Source organism: Limosilactobacillus caccae (assembly GCF_900156885.1).
In the GTDB taxonomy this organism is placed as follows: Bacteria; Bacillota; Bacilli; order Lactobacillales; family Lactobacillaceae; genus Limosilactobacillus; species Limosilactobacillus caccae.
Genome location: NZ_FTOY01000009.1, coordinates 85,354 through 101,364, shown reverse-complemented (window position 1 = coordinate 101,364; position 16,011 = coordinate 85,354). Strand labels below are relative to the sequence as shown.

The window sequence follows — 16,011 nt, the reverse complement described above, 5'->3', positions numbered from 1 at the left end:
TTCTCATCTCCCTACCGTGCAAACAACTGACCGATCAGGTACGTAACACCCATTGTCAGCAGTCCCGCCGCAGCGTTACGAATCATCGACTTAAGGCGGTCAGACTTACCAAGGACAGCCGCCAGGTAGCCGGTAATTAATAATGCAATGAGGACCGCAATCGCCGTCGCTAAAATCCGTACCTCTGCTGGGGCAGCCGTTACCGCCACCATTGGTAAAATCGAACCTAACGGAAACGAGATGAATGAAGCAATCGCTGCCGCATACGGACTAGTAAACTCCTTTGGGTTAAAGCCGTACCGTTCCTGGACTACCGTTGACAAAGCATCCTTAGCCATCAATTCTTTTGTCGCTTGCTTAGCAAGTTCCGGATCGATGTCTTGGGCTTCGTATTTCTTTTGAACATAGTTAAACTCTTGCTGGTACTGGTCTTCGAGTCGCTGCCGTTCACTAATCAAGGCCATCTTTTGCGAATCCTTTTGTGTCGAAACTGAGACGTACTCTCCCATGCACATCGAAATCATTCCGGCCAGTGTCCCGGATAAACCTGCAATCAAAATTGAATAAGAATTGCTTGTTGCGGCGGCAACCCCAATAACGATCCCCGCAATCGAAATAATCCCGTCGTTTGCGCCCATTACGCTTGCCCGTAACACGTTAATCTTTTGGGCTAAAGACATTTTTTTCTTGGGCATACCTATCCCTTCCCTCAAATAATTTAGAATCATTATAACATAGAGAAAGCGAAATACAACTAAATTCAACCATCTTTCTTCGTCAGTTTAGAAAGATTAAAAATTGTGATTAGATGTAAAAAGCGACCGAGAATTAACTCAGCCGCCTTTACTTAAGAACAGTAGTGGTCGTTTATTATTCGTAATGTTCTACTGCCGTGGTCCGGATTACAAAGACTGACGTCCCAGCATGACGGGTCATGTAAGAAGCCTGTGACCCAACTGCCTTCCGGTTACCCCACTTACCAATGGAACCAACAACTAATAAGTCAGGCTGGAATGCTGGAATAACGTGGTTACAGATCCGTTCTGCTGGCCGCTCACCATGGTCAACAATTCCCGTAATCTTGCTAGGGTCAACACCATAATCAATTGCCGCTTGGACATATTCGTTAACCCGCTTCCGCAATTCTTCCTCACTGCTGTGAACGTAATCCTTATCAAGGATTTGGTATACATTAACCCGATCCGTTTCTAAGATTGATACAATTCCCAGTTCTGAACCATCACGCTTAGCCTTATCAACCGCGTATGAAAAAGCGGCACGGGCATCAGGCGCATCGTCAACACCAACGAGGATCTTCTTGAACTTCTTTGGCTTAATTTCGAACATTAGTATTCTCCTCTCTATGTTCTTCATTTAACGATTAAGCTTTACTCGCTCCTCTTCGTTAAATCAACTTCTTCACTCACTATGTTACTACTTATCTTAATTTTGTAAATAATTATTTTTGGTCTTCCTAAAACAAAAGTATTTTATTAGATAAAATAACTATTAGCTAGGCTAAATTAAGCCCCACCTAAACCTTTTTGACGCTTTTCTTGACAAGGCCTATAATAGTAAACGTTTATAAAAAATTTAACACCGAAATGGGGAGTAGTCATGTCAATGATTGAATTCCATAATGTGCAAAAGTATTATGGAAAGTTTCACGCACTAAAGGACATCAATTTAAATATTGATGCGGGGGAAACGGTGGTTCTAATTGGCCCATCCGGTTCGGGGAAGAGTAGTCTAATTAGGACAATTAATGGTCTTGACCCGATCAGGGATGGCCAGTTAATTGTGAACGGCTTCGATTTAGCAGATAAGAAAACAAACGTTAACCTTATTCGCAAAGATGTTGGAATGGTCTTCCAGCACTTCAACCTTTATAACAATAAAACGGTCTTAGAAAACATAATGTTAGCACCGCGGATTGTTCTTAAACGGCCGGAAGATGAAAACCGCGAGTTGGCAATGCAGCTATTAGAAAAAGTCGGTCTTGCCAACAAGGCAGACAGCATGCCCGCCCAATTATCTGGGGGACAAAAGCAGCGGATCGCAATTGCAAGGAGCCTCGCCATGAAGCCAAAGTGCTTACTGTTTGACGAACCGACCAGTGCCCTTGATCCGGAAATGATCGACGACGTCCTCGACGTAATGAAAGACATCGCCAAGAATTCTAACATGACCATGCTCGTCGTGACCCACGAAATGGGCTTTGCACGGGCGGTTGCTGACCGGGTAATTTTTATGGCTGATGGCCGGATTCTAGAAGACGATTCAACCGAAAAGTTCTTTGGCGACCAACCTTCTACTGAGCGTGCTCGTGAATTCATGAGTAAGATCAGTGGACACTAGGGAGGCATTCGTCATGAAAAAATTTTCGCGACTAATTAGCCTCGGCGCAATTTGCCTGCTAACCCTATTAACCCTCAGTGGTTGTAGCTCATCGGTTTCAAAAAAGGATGTCCTTACCGCCGACCAGCAAAGCAACCGGATCACCTGGGGTGTCAAGGCTGATACCCGCTTATTTGGTTTAGAAAACATCCGGACTGGTAAACTAGAAGGGTTTGAAATTGACCTGGCAAAGGCAATGACCAAGAAGATCCTCGGCCCCGATGGCAAGTGTACCTTTGTCCCAGTCACAAGCGGGACCCGGGTGCCATTGCTAAAAAACGGGAACATTGATGCCATTATGGCGACAATGACAATTACTCCCGAACGGGCCAAGCAAGTTGACTTCACCCATTCCTACTTTGATGCCGGACAGTCCCTCCTCGTTAAAAAGGGCAGTCCAATCAAGAACATTAGCGATTTAAATAAACCGGGCAAAGTAATCCTCGGGGTTGCTGGTTCAAACTCAGTTAAAAACGTTGCAAAGTACGCTCCAAAAGCACGAGTCTTACAACTTTCTGATTATGCACAAGCAATGACCGCCTTGAAGTCCAAGCAGGGAAACGCCCTAACTACTGATAACGGAATTCTTTACGGGATGGCCGCGGAAAACCCCGGCTACGAAGTCGTTGGTGGTAACTTCACCAAGGAGCCATACGGGATTGCTGTTAACAAGAACCAGGACCGCTTCCGCAAGAAGTTAAACTGGGCCCTTGAACAGGTTGAAAAAGACGGGACATATAACCGCTTGCTGGTCAAGTGGTTTGGGAACGTCAAAGGATTTAATTACCAGGAGATGAAACGCTAATGTTAAGTTTAATCGCAAGTCAGTGGCATCCCCTCTTGATTGGGCTATGGAACACCATTCTTTGTAGCCTGATTGCCTTAGTCGGGAGCCTTATTATTGGAACGCTCTTTGCTCTTTTGGAAATTTCACAACACAAAGTTGTCTCGATTATCGGCCATGTTTACGTTGAAGTATTCCGTAATATTCCGCTACTGGTAATTACCATGGCCTTCTTCTTAATCATCCCGATGTATATCGTCAAGATCAATGGCTTTACCGCCGGGACGATTGGCCTGACCCTCTATACCTCCGCATTCATCGCTGAAACGGTCCGGGCCGGAATCAACTCAATCGATCACGGACAGTTAGAAGGGGCCCTCGCTAATGGCTTAACCTACAACCAGGCGATGCGCTACATTATCCTGCCCCAAGCATTTAAAGTCGTTATTCCGCCGTTGGGAAACCAGTTTATTAACCTGGTTAAAAACTCATCTGTATTGGCCTTTGTCGCGGGATTTGACCTGATGTACCAAGGAAATTTAATTGCTAACGATACCCTGGCAACCATTCCAACTTACTTTATTGTGGGAATCATGTACTTAATCATCACCCTCCCGTTGAGTTATTACATGCGTTACCTCGAAAAGAAGCTAGCTTAAGGGGGAATTATAGATGCAAAACTTTATCGATGCTTATTCATGGATCAATATCCGCTTCCTCCTGCAGGGACTATGGATCACAATTGAAGTTTCAGTAATCTCCATCATCCTCAGCTTCATCCTGGGGACGATTCTTGGCATTATCCGTTACGCAAAGATTAAATACCTTTCAGCAATTATCGGTTTCATCATCGATATCATTCGGAACCTCCCGTTGCTGCTAATCATCTTCTTTACCTACTTCGGTCTGCCAAACATTGGGATCAAGCCAGAGATCATCCCGGCTGCAATCATGGCACTGTCGATTTTTGAATCATCAATGGTTGCCGAAATCGTGCGGTCAGGAATTAATTCAATCGACTACGGCCAAACAGAAGGGGCGCTAGCAAACGGGCTCACCAGGTGGCAGGCATTACGCATTATCGTCTTGCCACAAGCGATCAAGAACATGATGCCCGCCCTTGTCAGCCAGTTTATTTCCTTGGTCAAAGATACTTCTCTCGCAACGATTATCGTCTTACCAGAATTGATGTACCACGCCCAGATAATTTACGGGCAAAACACTAACTACATCATTCCGATGTTCGTTGCACTGGCAGTACTATACTTCATCGTTTGTTACTCGCTATCACTATTTGCAAACTACCTCCATAAACACATTGCTTAAATAAAACAAGCTGGGAAAAAAGCTTCTCGGAGCCCCGGTGGGGTAACCTAGGACGGACGTTGGCACGGTACGGGCCGACGTTTGTCCGTAGTTACCCTTGAGGGGCTCGCTTTTTTCCCGCGATTACTATGTAATATTCGGAGATAAAACTGGGGCTGGGAAGAAACATGGTTTCTTCCCAGCCCCTTTGATATCATCAATTTTCACAAACGATCAGCTTAGTACTGAACCATAAAGCCAAAGCGTTGTTTGTCTCCGGTCAGCCGGTCGACGTGCCGTTCCATTACTTTCCGCCGTTGACCAAACATCATCCAGGCGGTGATTCCGCCAAAGACCAGTAACTCAATTGCGGTGCTAATCCAATCCGCCATCGTCACCTTCCCGGTCATTAAGGTCGAATCAGAGGCAATAAAGGCTGTCCAGTCAAGTAAGAAGTGCATCATCATCGCTAACCACAACTGGCCAGTGTAAACATACACCGTCGCGAAGAATAAGCCAATTCCGGCAGCGGTGATTGCCTGTAAGACCGTCATCGACCATTCCTGGGAGCCATAATTGGTCAGGTGGACAACACCAAACAAAACAGAACTTGTCACGAGCGCCAGGGGAAGCCGTTGCTTGACATTACGCCAGGCGTAAAAGAGAATCCCCAAGATTGCAAAGCGGAACAACGATTCTTCCATCACTGCCGCCTCAAAAGCAGATAAGGTAAATTCCCAACTAGCATTAGCAAGGCTTGGCATCTCACCGCTATTTAGGGCAATGTAGCCAAGGGCAACGACGACAAGGCCGCCTAAAATCCACCAGTTAAAGTCACCACTCCAATGGGGCTTCAAGCCTGGCCATGACAGCCGCCAAGTTCTCATCACCGTTGTCGTCAAAACAAAGAACGCCACGGCACCAACTGCCCCCGTTGACAAGGCAGTTAACAAGAAGCTGTTATCAACCAGGTCCGTCGGCAGGGCAATCAGTGGCGTAAACACCACCTGGGCTAGCCAAACAACGAAGACTAGCCGTTCGATGGTCCAATCCATCAGCTCACCAATCACGTTCGCAAACGGGGCAAACATGATCAGGTAGTAGAGGATCATCATCGTCACAACCCCCCGCGACGGAAGGTGGAGCAACACGATGATCTCTCTGACAATCACATCCCAGGCGAACACCAGGATAAGTGGCTGGGCAATCACCTGCAACCACGCATTCACTTTTCGCACAATCATCGGCAGCTGCTGGTCCATCAGCTCAACTGCCAACCCAATTGCCAGTACCCCGACCATGATGACTAATGCCAGCGAAATCAACCGCCGGTGTAATTCGATATTACGAATCATCATCATGGCCAATATTACCAGCATTGCCCCTAGCTGGACCCGGTACCAGATTTTCAAATAATCGTTTCCGGTCATCTCTTTCTCACCCTCTCAAATATTGTGAATAAAAAATAATTGCTAACTACGATCATACCAAACAATTAACTTAGATTTAAGAAGAAAACACCAATTTGTGGTCGAAAGATAAAGCAAGCTAAAAATTAGGCCTAGCGGTTTCGGGGGAACAATGGAAAAGATAAAAGAAAAAGGGAAGGCGCTATGACAACGTCTTCCCTTCGATAATATTATTTCTGTTCACCAGCTGTAACCACTTGTTTTTCCTTCGCGACCGCTGGCTTCTTCTTGCCGTGGTGCTGGGAATTGCGGCGGTTGTTGTGTTGACCATTTTGGTGGTCACTCTTAGCGTGCTTTTGTCCCTTTTCCTTCTTGGTAGTTGGCCGCCGGTAGTGTTGGTTTTCTGCCCGGTTGTTACCATTTAGGATTGTTACCATTGGGATGATCACTGGCCGCCGACCGGTCCGATCATAAAGCAGCTTTTGCAACCGACTGATAATTGTCCGGTTTAATACCCGTTGATCCACATGCTTGTGGTTCTTAAAGGTGTTCAGGATTGCCCAGAATACTTCGTGATTAGCTGCCTTGATTAATTCTTGTGACTCATGCATGTAGACAAAGCCTCGAGAAACGATATCTGGTCCAGCAACAATCTGGTAGTCCTTCAAGTCAACAACCGCAATTGCCGTCACAACCCCTTCTTCAGAAAGCAGGCGCCGTTCCCTAATTTCTGGATTACCAACTGTATCACCAGCATCACGACCATCAATGTAGACGTCACTGACACTATCGATATGGTCAGCCAGCCGACAAGAGTCCTTCGTCAGGGCTAAAACATCCCCATTAGCGAGGATAAAGCTATTTTGTCTTGGTACCCCGGTCATTTCCGCTAACTTAGTGTGGATCTTTTGCATCCGGTACTCACCGTGGACCGGGGCAAAGAACTTCGGCTTCATTAGGCGAAGCATAAATTCTTCATCAACCTGACCACCGTGTCCAGAGGTGTGGATGTTGTTAACATAACCGTGGATAACATTGGCACCGTCTTCTTCAAGCTTGTTGATCAAGGCGTTAACACTGGTCGTATTGCCAGGAATTGGGTTACTTGAGAAGACGACCGTGTCGCCCGGTTGAATTGTAATCTGCCGGTGGGTCCCGTTTGCGATCCGGCTCAAGGCCGCCATCGGTTCACCCTGGGACCCAGTACACATAATCAATACCTTTTCTGGTGGGTAATTATTGATCTCATTTTGGTCAATTAGTGAGTCCTTGGGGATATTGAGGTAGCCAAGTTCTTGACCAGCCCCAATGGCATTTTCCATACTCCGGCCAAAGACTGCAATCTTCCGCCCCTGCGCAATCGCCGCATCCGATGCTTCCCGTAAACGGTAAACGTTAGAAGCAAATGAGGCAAAAATAATCCGGCCCTTGATTCGTTCAAAAATCCGGCGAATATGGATATCGACCCACCGCTCAGACTTGGTAAACTCTGGCCGCTCAGCATTAGTACTGTCGGAAGTCAACAGTAAAACCCCGTCGTCACCGAGCTTTGCCATCTGTTGTAAGTTTGGCCCAGGAAGGTTGCCGACCGGGGTCAAGTCAAACTTGAAGTCCCCCGTCTGGACAATCGTTCCTTGCGGTGTATGAACAGCTACCCCTAATGTATCTGGAATGGAGTGGGTCGTCCGGAAGAAGCTAACCCATAATTTCTTAAAGTGAACCTCGTCAAACTCGTTGATTTCATGAAGTTCGGCATTCCGTAATAGGTGCTTTTCTTCAAGCTTACCCTTAATCAGGGACATCGCAAATGGCCCCGCATAAATTGGAGCATTAACTTTTTGCAAGAAGAATGGTAACCCACCGATGTGGTCTTCGTGTCCGTGAGTAATAAAGATTCCCTTGATCTTATCCTTATTTTCTATTAGGTAGTCGTAGTTTTGAATGACGTAGTCGACCCCTAAAAGCTCATCCTCGGGGAATAAAACCCCACAGTCAATCACAATAATCTCGTCTTGAAATTGTACACAGTACATGTTCTTACCAATTTCGCCAAGTCCACCCATGGCGTAAAAGGCAACTTCATTGTTCTTTATTTTTAACTTTGCCATAATACCTTTCTTTCCTTTTTTATTTGTAGCATTTCACGGAAATTTAAGTAAGCCAAAAGAGCCGCTTTGTCATCGGCAAGGTCGGTTGTTGTTATTATGTTTTGGCACTTATTTTTTATTTAACTCCGTACGTAAAAACTAATATTATTCTACCACATCTATAAAAGGGACGGTAGTAAATGACAATTAAAATTCACCGGGGGAAAACCAAAAGTATCTAATTAGCTACAGGCAGGCAACCGGTGGCACAAAATGAATTACTAATCGGTCGCTACGCTTTAATTACCAGCGGCAAAAGAAAAGGCCGGGGATAGCAATTTTCCTCAGCCCTTATTGATACGATTAATCTTCTTCTGGAAGCTTTTCTTCCTTCTCTTCCCACGCTTGTTCCCAGTCAATGACCGGTTCACCGTCTTCGCTGTACTTAACATCAGTCAGTTCTTCAAGAATTTCTTCATAGGCTGGCTTACTCAACTTGTAACTCAACTCTACCAATTCCCGGTGTCCCATAAAGTTATATTGTTGAAGGATCTCATTGATTGTTGCCATTACACCGTTTGACGCGTGTGAACCAAGAATTTCCAAACTATTATTAGCAAATTGATGCACATAAAAATTAATAAATGACCGTAATGCTGTCTCCTTAGCTTCGCCAGTTAATTCTACGTAATTCAATTCTGCCATAAATCGTCGTCCCTTTCTGAACATTTATTGTAGTATGTCGCCATAATCAACCTTACCACAAAGTTGGCGCAACGTTAATTTTCTTCGTCGCTGTTGGGAAAAAGTTTTAACTTCGTCTTCCCATCTTCAATTATCGCTACTACTCGCTTGCCCGGGTCATCGCTCAATGGGCCGAGGTCAACTCGCCCCTGCCCGTTTTCTTCACTAACGCCCATCACGCAGTCAGCAATAAACTGCTGAAAAATATCATGGTAGTTACGCCGTTCACGCTCTTTTTGTACTGCGACTGCAAGGGTATAGCCCTCATCTAAGTACATTTTAATTATGCTTACCTTAAAGAGGGTCACTAAGCTAAAGTAATGGTTCTTATTTTGCTCATCTTGCTTCGAAGCAATGTAACCCTTGCGCTCCCAGTAACGGAGCTGACTAGTCGAGACCCCCGTAACGCAGGCAATCTCACTCATCGTAACCTTTAATTGCTTTGCATTTTCAATAATCATTTTACGAAAGTTCTTTGTCAACAAGTCCATCTAATCCCTCCGTCCTAAATCATAGTATAAATTACCAAATCTTTGTGAATTTTGTCAAATTATTTGACAAGGATATCAAATAGTATTATATTCTTCACATTATCGAAAAAAGAAAAGGGGTAATTTTTAGTGAATCAAGATCAACAAGCAGTTGATATCAACGGTAAGAGTTATAACCGTTCATTAATGGTCCTGGTCTTATTAATCGGGGCTTTTTGTACGATCTTAAACCAGACGATTCTTTCAACTGCTTTTCCTGCATTGATGGACGCCTTTAATGTCAGCACTTCAACAGTTCAATGGCTGACAACCGGCTTCTTAATGGTCAACGGGATCATGATCCCGATTAGTGCATACCTTAGTAGCCGCTTCAATACTAAAGGCTTGTTTATTATCGCAATGTCAATCTTTGAGGTCGGGACAGTCATGTCCTGGCTAGCACCAACTTTCCCGGTCCTTTTGAGTGGCCGGCTAATCCAAGCAGTGGGGGTTGGTATTAACATGCCCCTGATGCAAAACATCATGCTGACAATTTACCCGCCTGAAAAACGTGGTGCTGCCATGGGGGTCAACGGCTTAGTCATCGGACTAGCACCTGCGATTGGTCCGACCCTCTCCGGATGGGTCATTGACAACTTTAACTGGCGGTGGCTTTTTGGGATGATCGTCCCAATCGCCGCCGTGGTTATTATCGCTAGCTTTGTGCTGGTTAAAAATGTTATCCCTAACCGGAAACCGCACCTCGATATTGTTTCCGTAATCATCTCGACCCTCGGTTTTGGGAGCATGCTCTACGGTTTCTCAAGCGTTGGTGATAAGGGTTGGACTAGTCCCCTCGTTATCTCAACAATCATTATTGGGGCAATCCTTGTCTGCTTCCTTGTCCTTCGCCAAAACAAGCTGGATGAACCATTCCTTGAATTTAAGGTTTTCGAAAGTAAGGAATTCTCCCTTGCTACTATCTTGAGTTCAATCGTCATGATGGCCATGGTCGGGGTCGAATTAGTTATTCCCCTTTACCTCCAAATCATCCACGGAATGTCCGCCTTCCATTCTGGTTTGACACTCTTGTTTGGGGCCATCTTCATGGGGGTCATGAGCCCAATTACCGGGAACCTCTTCGACCGGCACGGGGCAAAGCGCCTGGCCATTACGGGGATGTTTATCCTCACTGTTGGGACCTTACCATTTGCCTTTATCACCCGGGATACGCCCACCATTTATATTGTCTTCCTGTACGCCGTGCGGATGTTTGGGATTTCAATGGTAATGATGCCGGTCACTACGGCAGGGATGAACTCCTTACCATTTAATTTAATTTCCCACGGGACAGCGGTTAACAACACGATCCGGCAGGTTGCTACCTCGGTGGGGACTGCCGTGATGATTTCCGTCTTAACCAATGTTACCAATAGCAATAAGCCTGCCCACTCATTATTGGCGCAGGCCCCATTGCAATACAAGGCGAAGATGTTTGATGCAACGCTAATGGGTTACCATGCGGCCTTCTGGTTCGCAATTGTCTTTTCAATTATTGGACTGATTTTGACCTTCTTCGTTACGAGCGGTAACGGGATTCACCCCCGGATCGACAGCAAGGACATCATTGGTTCTGCAGATAAGGGAGGTGCTAAGTAATGGTTATCATCCTAACTTTTCTTGGAGCAATCTGCTTCTTCATTAGCGTAATGCTCATCAACCAACGGACACTCCGTTTAACCCTTGAGATCATCACCGGGGTTATCTTTGTCCTCTCGACAACATTGATGACGCTGAACTACAGCCACCACTTTGGAATGGAACAGGTCACGACGACGAAGGTCCAACGAATTTATTCCGCTTCCAATTCGCCAATGCCCCTTGCCCTCTATCAACCAGTCGGCAAAAACGGCCAGGATGATGTGTACATCTATAATACCAAGGTCAAGCAAAAGACCCCTAACCATACGCAAGCCAATGAGTTTACGACTAGTAAAATCAAGTGGGTCAATAATGCTAACCCGCAAATGGTAACAAAGGAGACCCGTTGGCAATACAAGAATGACTTTTATAAAATGCTGTATGCTTGGTCGGGGATGGATGGGACGTTAGTTAAGCGGACAAACACCCTCGAATATCCGCGGACTTACGTAAAGATCACTACCAAGCAAGCGGACAAACTAGGAAAGTTTGCCCACTCCACGACCGGTAAGCAGGCCCAAGCACAGGCCCAACAACAAGGGCAGGCCTTTGTTACTAGCAAGGTCCAGGCCGCAATGCAAAAGAATCCAACAATGACAGCGGAACAAATTCAAACTGTCTCGAAGCAAGCAGAAGAAGAGTTCCAGTCACAAGCCGTTAAACAAATGTTGCAACAACTTAAATAAGGATAATAAAAATGCTGACGAATTATTTTTTCGCCAGCATTTTTATTATTCATTAAACATCGTCGGCAGCTTTGACGTAAACGTCAGCTGCTTAAGGGTAAACGGATCAGTAAAGCTGATCTTACTTGCGTGCAGTACTTGGTGGTCGTACTTACTAGTGTCGCCACCATATAGGTGGTCACCGATTAAGGGGTGGCCAATCGCTGCAAAGTGGACCCGAATTTGGTGCGTCCGCCCAGTATGCAATTGAACCCGCACCCTTGTCCAATCTGGACCCTGCTCTTCTCGCCAGTATTCTGTCAATGCCTTTTGCCCATCGTCAGCAATCACCCGGGCAGCCTGCCCTTCACGACGGGCAATTGGCTTATCAATTACGCCATGGTCATCACTTAGCTGTCCCCCAATGAGGGCTGTGTATTCTTTTAGCATCTTATGTTGTTGAACCTGCTGGCTGATCATACTAGAAGCAACGTGGTGCTTAGCAACCAAAAGCAAGCCACCGGTAAACCGGTCAAGACGGGTAATCAAATGGGGCCGCAGGTCTGGTGAATTCTGCGTAAGCAAATGGCCCTTTACCCGGTTTAAAACCGTCCCATTTGCTACCGTTGGTCCCGGAACAGAAGTGACACCGGCCGGCTTGTCAATTACCAACCAGTTGGCATCTTCATAAACAATCACTAATGGTTCATTGCTAATGGCAACCGACTCATCAGCTGGCTCTGCCTGGGCCCGCACCGTCAATGGTTGGTGAGGAAGGATCTTCGTCGTTGGGCGCACTTGACGGTGGTCAACAAGAAACTCCCCCTGCCCATTTTTTAAGTCATTAAACAAGCGGTGGCCCATTCCTAGTTGTTGCAGGTACTTTTTAATCTTGATTGGCTCACTACCTTGATAAACCCACGTGTTTTCCATATTTTCCTCCTTAATTAGTGTACAAAAAAAGCTGGGATCCTTCCCAGCCTTTGCTTAAATTATACGGTCCGTACGAGACTCGAACTCGTGATCTCATCCGTGACAGGGATGCGTCCTAAACCAACTAGACCAACGGACCATTTGACAACATCTAAAAGTATACGGAACTTTCTCTTAATAGTCAACAACAATTTGCAATTTAATTAAAATAATTTCCGAGCCCCACTAGCTATCATGATGACAGGCAATCGTTTATAATTAAATTATTACAACTATTTTATTTAAGGAGGAGTTTTTAATGCAACAGTGGGGCACTCGCCTTGAACACTGGTGGCTCAAATACGCAAAAATAATTAAGGTCGTCTTCGTTACGTCCGTCCTTATTTTTGTTATTCACGCCCTCGGTAACTTCTTTAAAACTGTTAAGTGGCACGATGTCGGGGTCGGCCTAACAGACTTATCATGGGAGAAAATTTTACTTTTATTAGTCGCTGGTTGCATTGCAGTCATTCCGATGCTCGGCTATGACGTTGCAATCACCCATTTATTACCCGGGAAATTTAAGAAGGGTTACATCATTCGTTGCGGCTGGATTACCAACACCTTGACTAATATTGCTGGTTTCGGGGGAATTCTTGGTTCCACCCTGCGTGCTTATTTTTACCGCAAAAACGCAACTAAAAAGGAGATCCTGCTCGCCATATCGAAAATCGCCGTCTTCTTATTGTCGGGACTGTCCGTCCTGTGCTGGCTCGCGTTGATTATTATGTTTATCTTTCACGATGGCGGCCACTTTAACCATTACGCACTATGGCTTGTCGGTGGGGGACTTTATTTCCCCGTCGTCTATTACTTCACTGTCATCCACAATAACAAAGTATTTAATGATGTCACTCCAAAATTAGGGTCCTTTTTGGTTGCCAGTTCGACTTGTGAATGGCTCTTTGTCGCCCTCTTTTTCCTATTGATCGGCTGGTGTCTCGGTGTTCATGACAACCTAATCAATGTGTTGCCACTATACGTCGTCGCCCAAGTACTAGGGGTCTTATCAATGATCCCCGGGGCGCTAGGGTCGTTTGACATCTTAATGATGTTAGAACTATCCCTACTGGGCATCCCCCAAACAACGTCGGTCATCTGGCTCTTGCTTTTCCGGATCTTTTACTACGTCGTGCCGCTGATCTTTGCGGGTGGAATGTTTATCCATAACCTTGCCAACCAACTGAACCAATTTTTTGACGGCTTACCATTGCTAATGGTGCGCAAGACTGCCTACTTCCTCATCACCGCCTTTATGTATGTGTCGGGGCTCTTGATGTTGATTACGGCATCTGTTCCGGATTTAACAGCACAAAACAAGCTAATCGCCCACTTATACCCCTACACCTTCTTCTTCCTCCACCAGCTCACCACAGTGCTCTTTGCTTTGGCAATGCTCGCCTGTGCCCGGGGACTCCAGGCGAAGGTCAAACGGGCCTACCTGCCAACCCTTATCTTGCTGGTAATCGGGATTGCCAACACAATTTGGAACCTTGGTACTTGGGGGTTGACGATTTACCTGATTATCGTGTTAATCCTGGTCTTGATGTCCAGACACGTCCTCTACCGGGAAAAGCTCCAGTATTCCATCGGTAAGTTTACTATTGATAGTTTGATCTTTGCTGGGTCCTGCCTTTTTTATGTCCTCGTCGGCGTGATTAACACTCCCCAGTACACTAGCAAGCACCACTTACCTAACTTTCTCTTTTTCCCTGGGGAAAAGATCTGGTTCTCAGGCTTATTTGGTCTCTTGCTCGGTCTGTTATTAATCTTAGTTATTCTCCGCTATTTTACGACCGGCAAGGACCCGTTCAATCTGGACATCGTCTTTAATGCTGACCGGGTCCGGGCAATTATCGATGAGTATGGTGGGAGTGAGACTAGCCACCTTGCCTTCCTTCGCGATAAGGCCATTTACTACTACAAGGAAGACGACCACGACAAACTATTCTTCATGTACCGGCGAAAGTACGACCGCCTCATCATCATGGGCGACCCAGTTGGTGACCGGGATAGCTGGCGGCCAGCACTGCGGCAGTTTGTCCGTGAAGCTGACCAATATGACTACCAACTTGTCTTTTACGAAGTCTCTAGTGAGATGACCATGCTCCTGCATGAATTTGGTTTTGACTTTATCAAGACCGGTGAGACTGGACTGGTAAAACTTGCTGACTTTACCCTTGCCGGCAAAAAGCAACGGTCACAACGGGCACTAATGCATAAATTTGACCGTGAGGGGTACAGCTTTTCTGTCGAACAGCCGCCATTCAGTGACGACCAACTGGCGGAAATGAAGCAAGTTTCTGATAGCTGGCTAGGCAATGAAGTTGAAAAGGGCTTTTCGCTTGGCTTCTTTGATCCTTACTACATTAACCAGGCACCCGTCGGCATCGTCCGTGACCAGGATGGTAAAATGGTCGCTTTTGCAACCTTCATGCCAACCGGTGGGAAGGAGATTTTAACCATCGACTTGATGCGCCACAGCAAGGACGCCCCATCAGGGATTATGGATAAGATCTTTATCAGCATGTATCAATACGGACAAGAAAATGGCTACACCTATTTTGATCTGGGGATGGCCCCACTATCAAACGTTGGTGAATACCAGTTTAGCTTTATTGAAGAAAAAGCCGCCCACTTCATTTATGAATACGGCTACCGTTTATACGGTTTCCAAGGCTTACGGCACTATAAAGACAAGTACGCGACTGATTGGTTCTCCCGTTATACCGCCTTTCGGAAGAAGAACTCACTGGTCAGCACAATGCTAATCCTTGTCAGCGTCGTCAACCAACGAATCGACCAGCAAAACCGCCGGACAATCTTCTGGTGGCTGAAAGCATAAGAAAAGACGTTGCGCTTGATGGTAAATTACCATCGCGCAACGCCTTTTTTATTTTTGCTCCATCAAGTAGTCATATAGCATTTCATGCTTGATTTCATCAGTCTTGTAGCCTAAAACTTCCGCAATCCGGTAAGCAAAGGCCAGGGCCGTTGCTGGGCCACGGCTAGTGACAATCTTTCCTTCTTCATCGACAACCGTAATGTCTTCTTTAAAGTTAGCATTGGTTGTCATTTTCGCAACTTCATCGTTGAATCCAGGGAAGCATGTGTAATCACGGTTATCAAGTAAACCGTAACGGGCAAGGGCAATTGGTGCCGCACACATTGCCGCATTCCACTTTCCCTGTGCATGACGCTTTTGCATTAACGCCATTAATTGCTCATTATCGCGAAGCTTCTGTGCGCCACCACGACCACCAGGAAAGGCAACTAGGTCATAGTCAAGCAAGTGGTCGTCCATTACCGTATCACAGGTCAGCTCAATCCCGTGTGCCCCCGGAACATGGGTATCTTCTAAGCCAACCATCGTGGCGTCAATCCCCATCCGGCGTAACACATCAATAATCGTCAATCCTTCAACTTCTTCACAACCTGGTGCAAACATCACTGCAACTTTTGTCAAAATATCACCCC

The 16,011-nt window shown here is 45.9% G+C and carries 15 protein-coding genes and 1 tRNA gene; 7 read left to right on the top strand and 9 right to left on the bottom strand.

Annotation, left to right across the window (positions count from 1 at the left end; all coding sequences use genetic code 11):
* Positions 1-11 precede the first annotated feature (11 nt).
* Positions 12-695, bottom strand: a complete 684-nt coding sequence (locus CZ502_RS02665; protein WP_076459568.1) for a VIT1/CCC1 transporter family protein — start codon at positions 693-695, stop codon at positions 12-14.
* A gap of 175 nt (positions 696-870) precedes the next feature.
* On the bottom strand, positions 871-1,347 hold the full coding sequence (locus tag CZ502_RS02660; RefSeq protein WP_076459567.1) for a universal stress protein: 477 nt from the start codon (positions 1,345-1,347) through the stop codon (positions 871-873).
* Between the two features lie 270 nt (positions 1,348-1,617).
* Here CZ502_RS02660 and CZ502_RS02655 point away from each other — a divergent pair, with 270 nt between their 5' ends.
* The 4 genes from CZ502_RS02655 to CZ502_RS02640 are packed head-to-tail and all read left to right on the top strand — an operon-like array spanning position 1,618 to position 4,507.
* Positions 1,618-2,358: an amino acid ABC transporter ATP-binding protein gene (locus CZ502_RS02655; RefSeq protein ID WP_076459566.1), complete on the top strand. Its 741-nt coding sequence runs from the start codon at positions 1,618-1,620 to the stop codon at positions 2,356-2,358.
* 13 nt (positions 2,359-2,371) lie between these two features.
* Complete coding sequence (locus CZ502_RS02650) at positions 2,372-3,202, top strand: glutamate ABC transporter substrate-binding protein (RefSeq protein WP_076459565.1); 831 nt, start codon at positions 2,372-2,374, stop codon at positions 3,200-3,202.
* Positions 3,202-3,840 (top strand): amino acid ABC transporter permease, encoded by a 639-nt coding sequence (locus tag CZ502_RS02645; RefSeq protein WP_076459564.1) that lies wholly within the window; start codon positions 3,202-3,204, stop codon positions 3,838-3,840. Before CZ502_RS02650 ends, CZ502_RS02645 begins: the two co-directional genes overlap by 1 nt.
* A gap of 13 nt (positions 3,841-3,853) precedes the next feature.
* Positions 3,854-4,507, top strand: a complete 654-nt coding sequence (locus tag CZ502_RS02640; RefSeq protein WP_076459563.1) for an amino acid ABC transporter permease — start codon at positions 3,854-3,856, stop codon at positions 4,505-4,507.
* Between the two features lie 218 nt (positions 4,508-4,725).
* Here CZ502_RS02640 and CZ502_RS02635 read toward each other — a convergent pair whose 3' ends face one another.
* The 4 genes from CZ502_RS02635 to CZ502_RS02620 all read right to left on the bottom strand — a co-directional run bounded on the left by CZ502_RS02635 (position 4,726) and on the right by CZ502_RS02620 (position 9,217).
* Complete coding sequence (locus CZ502_RS02635) at positions 4,726-5,916, bottom strand: CPBP family intramembrane glutamic endopeptidase (protein WP_076459562.1); 1,191 nt, start codon at positions 5,914-5,916, stop codon at positions 4,726-4,728.
* A gap of 209 nt (positions 5,917-6,125) precedes the next feature.
* A complete protein-coding gene (rnjA, locus tag CZ502_RS02630) occupies positions 6,126-8,003 on the bottom strand; it encodes a ribonuclease J1 (protein WP_076459561.1) in 1,878 nt (625 codons plus the stop codon).
* A 342-nt stretch (positions 8,004-8,345) separates the two neighbouring features.
* Positions 8,346-8,687, bottom strand: coding sequence for a hypothetical protein (locus CZ502_RS02625; protein ID WP_076459560.1), 342 nt, complete (start codon positions 8,685-8,687; stop codon positions 8,346-8,348).
* A gap of 74 nt (positions 8,688-8,761) precedes the next feature.
* On the bottom strand, positions 8,762-9,217 hold the full coding sequence (locus tag CZ502_RS02620) for a MerR family transcriptional regulator (RefSeq protein ID WP_076459559.1): 456 nt from the start codon (positions 9,215-9,217) through the stop codon (positions 8,762-8,764).
* Positions 9,218-9,346: 129 nt separating this feature from the next.
* Between CZ502_RS02620 and CZ502_RS02615 the strand changes: the two genes are divergently transcribed.
* The gene (locus tag CZ502_RS02615; RefSeq protein ID WP_076459558.1) at positions 9,347-10,855 is read left to right on the top strand and encodes an MDR family MFS transporter; all 1,509 of its coding nucleotides are present in this window, start codon (positions 9,347-9,349) and stop codon (positions 10,853-10,855) included.
* On the top strand, positions 10,855-11,583 hold the full coding sequence (locus tag CZ502_RS02610; protein WP_076459557.1) for a DUF4811 domain-containing protein: 729 nt from the start codon (positions 10,855-10,857) through the stop codon (positions 11,581-11,583). Before CZ502_RS02615 ends, CZ502_RS02610 begins: the two co-directional genes overlap by 1 nt.
* 45 nt (positions 11,584-11,628) lie before the next feature.
* On the opposite strand, the gene CZ502_RS02605 is transcribed toward CZ502_RS02610, so the two are convergent.
* Together CZ502_RS02605 and CZ502_RS02600 are read right to left on the bottom strand one after the other, a co-directional pair.
* Positions 11,629-12,495, bottom strand: a complete 867-nt coding sequence (locus CZ502_RS02605) for an RluA family pseudouridine synthase (RefSeq protein ID WP_076459556.1) — start codon at positions 12,493-12,495, stop codon at positions 11,629-11,631.
* 64 nt (positions 12,496-12,559) lie between these two features.
* A tRNA-Asp gene (locus tag CZ502_RS02600) sits at positions 12,560-12,634 on the bottom strand.
* Positions 12,635-12,793: 159 nt separating this feature from the next.
* On the opposite strand from CZ502_RS02600, the gene mprF reads away from it, so the two are divergent.
* Positions 12,794-15,379 (top strand): bifunctional lysylphosphatidylglycerol flippase/synthetase MprF, encoded by a 2,586-nt coding sequence (gene mprF, locus CZ502_RS02595; protein WP_076459555.1) that lies wholly within the window; start codon positions 12,794-12,796, stop codon positions 15,377-15,379.
* Between the two features lie 48 nt (positions 15,380-15,427).
* Here the strand turns inward: mprF and CZ502_RS02590 are convergent, their stop codons facing one another.
* Complete coding sequence (locus tag CZ502_RS02590; protein ID WP_076459554.1) at positions 15,428-16,000, bottom strand: DJ-1 family glyoxalase III; 573 nt, start codon at positions 15,998-16,000, stop codon at positions 15,428-15,430.
* Positions 16,001-16,011: the final 11 nt, after the last annotated feature.

Excerpts from the sequence above, each read along its gene's own strand:
- CZ502_RS02625 (WP_076459560.1), bottom strand. The coding sequence starts at position 8,687 with ATGGCAGAATTGAATTACGTAGAATTAACTGGCGAAGCTAAGGAGACA.
- CZ502_RS02665 (WP_076459568.1), bottom strand. The coding sequence starts at position 695 with ATGCCCAAGAAAAAAATGTCTTTAGCCCAAAAGATTAACGTGTTACGG.
- CZ502_RS02645 (WP_076459564.1), top strand. The coding sequence starts at position 3,202 with ATGTTAAGTTTAATCGCAAGTCAGTGGCATCCCCTCTTGATTGGGCTA.
- mprF (WP_076459555.1), top strand. The coding sequence starts at position 12,794 with ATGCAACAGTGGGGCACTCGCCTTGAACACTGGTGGCTCAAATACGCA.
- CZ502_RS02610 (WP_076459557.1), top strand. The coding sequence starts at position 10,855 with ATGGTTATCATCCTAACTTTTCTTGGAGCAATCTGCTTCTTCATTAGC.
- CZ502_RS02655 (WP_076459566.1), top strand. The coding sequence starts at position 1,618 with ATGTCAATGATTGAATTCCATAATGTGCAAAAGTATTATGGAAAGTTT.
- CZ502_RS02635 (WP_076459562.1), bottom strand. The coding sequence starts at position 5,916 with ATGACCGGAAACGATTATTTGAAAATCTGGTACCGGGTCCAGCTAGGG.
- CZ502_RS02650 (WP_076459565.1), top strand. The coding sequence starts at position 2,372 with ATGAAAAAATTTTCGCGACTAATTAGCCTCGGCGCAATTTGCCTGCTA.
- CZ502_RS02660 (WP_076459567.1), bottom strand. The coding sequence starts at position 1,347 with ATGTTCGAAATTAAGCCAAAGAAGTTCAAGAAGATCCTCGTTGGTGTT.
- rnjA (WP_076459561.1), bottom strand. The coding sequence starts at position 8,003 with ATGGCAAAGTTAAAAATAAAGAACAATGAAGTTGCCTTTTACGCCATG.
- CZ502_RS02620 (WP_076459559.1), bottom strand. The coding sequence starts at position 9,217 with ATGGACTTGTTGACAAAGAACTTTCGTAAAATGATTATTGAAAATGCA.
- CZ502_RS02605 (WP_076459556.1), bottom strand. The coding sequence starts at position 12,495 with ATGGAAAACACGTGGGTTTATCAAGGTAGTGAGCCAATCAAGATTAAA.
- CZ502_RS02640 (WP_076459563.1), top strand. The coding sequence starts at position 3,854 with ATGCAAAACTTTATCGATGCTTATTCATGGATCAATATCCGCTTCCTC.